Annotated in this window: 3 protein-coding genes; 1 reads left to right on the top strand and 2 read right to left on the bottom strand. The window is 46.7% G+C overall.

The window, feature by feature from the left end:
• The first annotated feature begins 79 nt into the window (after positions 1–79).
• Complete coding sequence (locus M1B35_RS31200; RefSeq protein WP_268263991.1) at positions 80–1051, top strand: hypothetical protein; 972 nt, start codon at positions 80–82, stop codon at positions 1049–1051.
• Between the two features lie 61 nt (positions 1052–1112).
• Here M1B35_RS31200 and M1B35_RS31195 read toward each other — a convergent pair whose 3' ends face one another.
• Both M1B35_RS31195 and M1B35_RS31190 read right to left on the bottom strand, forming a co-directional pair.
• A complete protein-coding gene (locus M1B35_RS31195; RefSeq protein ID WP_268263990.1) occupies positions 1113–2093 on the bottom strand; it encodes a DUF4238 domain-containing protein in 981 nt (326 codons plus the stop codon).
• A gap of 155 nt (positions 2094–2248) precedes the next feature.
• Positions 2249–3694, bottom strand: coding sequence for a DUF2971 domain-containing protein (locus tag M1B35_RS31190; protein WP_268263989.1), 1446 nt, complete (start codon positions 3692–3694; stop codon positions 2249–2251).
• Positions 3695–4024 lie beyond the last annotated feature (330 nt).

Raw genomic sequence — 4024 nt, 5'->3', positions numbered from 1 at the left:
GACTTCGCCCGGGCGCCACCTTCAACCAGGGCGAGCGGATCACCAGCGTGACCCTCGCCGGCAATCAGATGGCAATCAAATGGAAGACGCAATCCGGCGCAGCGTAGAGCGCCAGTTCCCCGAACTCACCGGTGGCTATCACCTGCCACGCTTTGGCCGGGTGGTGGCCGTTCCGGATGCGCCGGCGGCACCCGGGCTGTGCGACGACTTCCGGCCACGCTTTGGCGTCGACGTCGAAGTGCTGCTGCCCGATGGCGAGCCAGATCCGGCGCTGCCGATCCTGACCGGCCTACCGCTGCCGGCGCCGATGGGGGGCCAAGAAGCCGGCATGTTCGGCTTCCCCGAGGAAGGCACCACAGTCGTGGTCAGCTTCGCCTACGGCCTGCCACACAAGCCCTTTATTACCCAGATCCTGCCGCATGGCCTGAGCCTGCCCCGGGTGCCGAAAGGCGACCAGGTCTGGCAGCACAGCGAGGCCTGCCAACAGCGGGTCGATGCCGACGGCAACTGGCTACGCCAGACCGATGGCAAGATCCAGGACAAAGCGATCGAGCGCGAGGTGGAAGCCCTGGAGAACACCGAGAGCTTCCAGAACCACACCAGGACGGTGGACGACCATTCGACCGAGTCAGTGGGTGGAATCAAGAAGATCGAGGCGCTGGGCGCCATGAAGCTGCTGTCGGGAGGGTCCGCGAGCCTGGCGGCCGTGGACGACCTACACCAGGCCACAGGCCGGGACTTGAACCTGGTGGTGGGGCTGAAACACAACGCTACCGTCGGTGGTGACATGCAGGAGCAGATAAAAGGACTGCGCAAGAGCATCGCAGGCGCAGGACAAAGTCTGATTGCGCCTAAAAATCACGTTGGATCAGAAAGTATCAATATCTTCAAAGTGCTTTGCGATACATTAGATTTGATTGAGCAGATGGCAGTGCAGATTGCAGGCCATGTCCATGGACCGAGTTCTGTGCCAACTAATGCTTCAGAGTTTTCAGTTGATGCAGGAAAGGCGGCGATTCTATCGACAACACTGAAAACGGTGACTGCGTAAAAATGGCAGGCTGCGTTTATTTTGACTCTCTACTAGGAAAAAACTAGTCGAGAGTAACCCTTTAGCGAACACGCTTGTAACGTGATCTAGCCTCTTTAATCGCTTTTTCTGAGTTGGCATAGATTGTCAGGTGCGCATTGCTAACCATCGCCAAGTTTAACTCTCTTACTTCATCTTCACTTATTTGACGGGATAGTCGAGCATATTTATCGGTATCCCCGATTATATATGCATATTTCGGCGATACTGGATAATACAACTCCATTCCCGTCGGAGGCACCAATGGCGTTTTCCGACTGCTAGATTCGTGAATATTGACAACTGGACAGTCGCTTGTTATGAACGGCGTGTCTGTATTGTTGGTAATGAAAGTCCGATAAGATTGATTCAAACCTATGACCAAGCCATAGCCGAAGCTACTGCCATTAAGAAAACTGATTAACCACCAGTTCTTCTTAAAAAGCCTAATGCAATCTTCCTCTACAGAGTTCTTGGGCTGAATTTTATTATACTCAGCCATTACCAAGTCTCTTACTTTTCTAGTTCGCATAAGTTGGTGCGCAAGAAAATTACAAAAGTTTGTGCTATTTTTACTAGACTCTAAACAACTCGCATCACCGCTAATCAAGCTATCAAGTATGGGTCTCGCAAGTGACTCTATCATTGTATGAGTTTCTTCGAATACATTAGCCTCTGTCTCCCTCGATATCCTACGAAGCTCTTCGTATTCTGGCTGACCTTCTTGCCCGATGTGGCAGTTCATCAGGAAAGAAGCGTGCTCAAAATGCGCAATCTGTCGCATGTGAAATTGCTTAAGAAGTTCGGAATCATGAGTTGGCCATTTTTTTAGAAACCGAATATCTTCAGCGCCCAATGCTTTTATGTTGTTATAACCTTCTTCTTTAGAAAGGCCTTTCACACTATTAAACGATACTTTTCCGCTGGGTCCTATATGCCATATGTTATTGCTGACTGCCCAACTACGAAGATAGTGAGCCCAAACGTAGTGATGATTGCGTTTGATTTCTCCAGCTTTACCCATTTCGCCCCACTCCATCTATTGGTGTATAGGTCTACAAAATTACACGCAAATTGCAGTACATACCCATTGCCCGACACTAGCACTAAGCAACGCTGCTGCATTCACCAAAAAACCGCGCGTGCTGCTTCTATGAGCGCCGAACTGTTTTCATTGACTTATAAGTCGGAGCGCAGCTGGCTGCCCAACTGCCGAATCTTTACTTTATCTATACGGATTTTTTGTTGAGAGCTATCGTAGCGCGCCTGGTAGAAATTAAAGTTATCTCGTTGATTTATTTTGCAAAGCTGTTCAATCTTAGAAACAATTTTCATCTTTTCTTCCGGGGAGGTATTAATGCCAAAAATAATCCCATCCAGGTCATTGAAGTTGTATGTGATTACTCGGTTTTTGGGGCTAGAAATATCTATAGCGAATGAGTGCATAGTCAGCCTGTACTCATTTTCCTTCTTCCAATCATTTAATTTTACAGTGATGCTTTTTCGATAGTTTTCATGATAGTTTTTCCTCCAAGCGTCTATATCACTGAGTACACTTTCCGCCCGAGAACTGTTTTTTCCTTTTTCATCTGTAAACCAATCCGAGATCAAATATGAGGTCGGCACATTTCCCATTGATGCAAAAAAATCAATTTCTATGAAAGCTTCATCATAGGAGACCCTTTTAAAATCTACGTCTTTGTTCCTGAACTCTAATCCGTTTCTGCCCTCCCCTACTGGCATCTTGAGATTCAGCGACCTCTTACCTGACGGCCCATTGGTTTTGAATTTCAAACATGCAGCACTATGGTTTTTTCCGTAAGTACCCCAAATAGAAGAGTCTGTACACTCAGACATGAAGCAGGCGACATACCAATTGGGAAAGTTTAGTTTCCAAAGGCCTTCGCAATAAGCTTCAGGGAAGCCAATTGTCAAACTAAACCAACGGTCGCCCTTATGATTTTTCCACTGGTGATATTGAGCTTGAAAATTCATTTGCGAGAGATGAGAAAGTGTCTGCTGATTGCTTTCCTCTAGCGTTAAGCCTTCGTCTGAACCAGATTTTTTTATTTCATTTTCAAGCGTATCCAAATAAATATTTGAAATATCAGCAAACCTTTTCTCGTCAAAACTGTCAGGATCAAACCCCACAAGAGGAAAAGTTTCGTGCGTAACCGACAGAGTTAAATGCATGGCAAACTTATGAATCAACTGCAAGTGACACTGTAATTCAGATCTTTTCACATGGCGCTCACCTGAACTCAGTACACCAACATGTCTTTTAATTATTTTACTTTCGATAAAACGTTCAAACGCTACATCTCCGAAATTTTTAATCCCTTCATATTGATTCGCTGCAGCCTCCCGAATTAGTAGACTGCCTAGTTCCGTACTATTTTCCAGATGCTTAATCACCTCCAGAAATAGAGTGCGAGTGTAGTGGCGAAACAGCCCTTTCCATAAAATTTCATCTCCAGACCAGAAGTACTCCCTATACCCTTCCAAGGGATCGTTTAGTGTCTCGGAAGCAGCAAAATATATATATTGTCCGTCAAGTTCTCCCTGCCTGCTTTCTGAGCCCAAAAGGTTTTCAACTGATCTAAATCGATACATGTATTCAGGCATTTCGACTCCATTCATTTTCTGAAACTATACGCTTTATAGTTTTTGCGATCTGCGGCAGGCAGTTTATTGCTCGCGGAGTAGAGTTGTATAGCGTCAATCGGCACCGCCAAAATTACGCATAGGCGCATACCTCAACGTGCTCTATACCGCCAAGTACGAATCCATTGGAACAATTCCTGCTAATGCTGCACACAGCAGAAAGGAAGTGGATCTGCCTCGCACGACACGCCCTTGAAAACTCCGCGTAGGTTGAATGAACTAATGTCGGGGCGATCGCCTGAAAAGTCTTGTGGCGAGAAAAAATCTCAATGAAAAAGCACTTATCCCCCT

The organism is Pseudomonas morbosilactucae (assembly GCF_023241665.1).
GTDB lineage: Bacteria > Pseudomonadota > Gammaproteobacteria > Pseudomonadales > Pseudomonadaceae > Aquipseudomonas > Aquipseudomonas morbosilactucae.
The sequence above is the reverse complement of the archived record's forward strand: the minus strand, read 5'-3'. Positions and strand labels throughout refer to the sequence as shown.

Excerpts from the sequence above, each read along its gene's own strand:
- M1B35_RS31200 (WP_268263991.1), top strand. The coding sequence starts at position 80 with ATGGAAGACGCAATCCGGCGCAGCGTAGAGCGCCAGTTCCCCGAACTC.
- M1B35_RS31195 (WP_268263990.1), bottom strand. The coding sequence starts at position 2,093 with ATGGGTAAAGCTGGAGAAATCAAACGCAATCATCACTACGTTTGGGCT.
- M1B35_RS31190 (WP_268263989.1), bottom strand. The coding sequence starts at position 3,694 with ATGCCTGAATACATGTATCGATTTAGATCAGTTGAAAACCTTTTGGGC.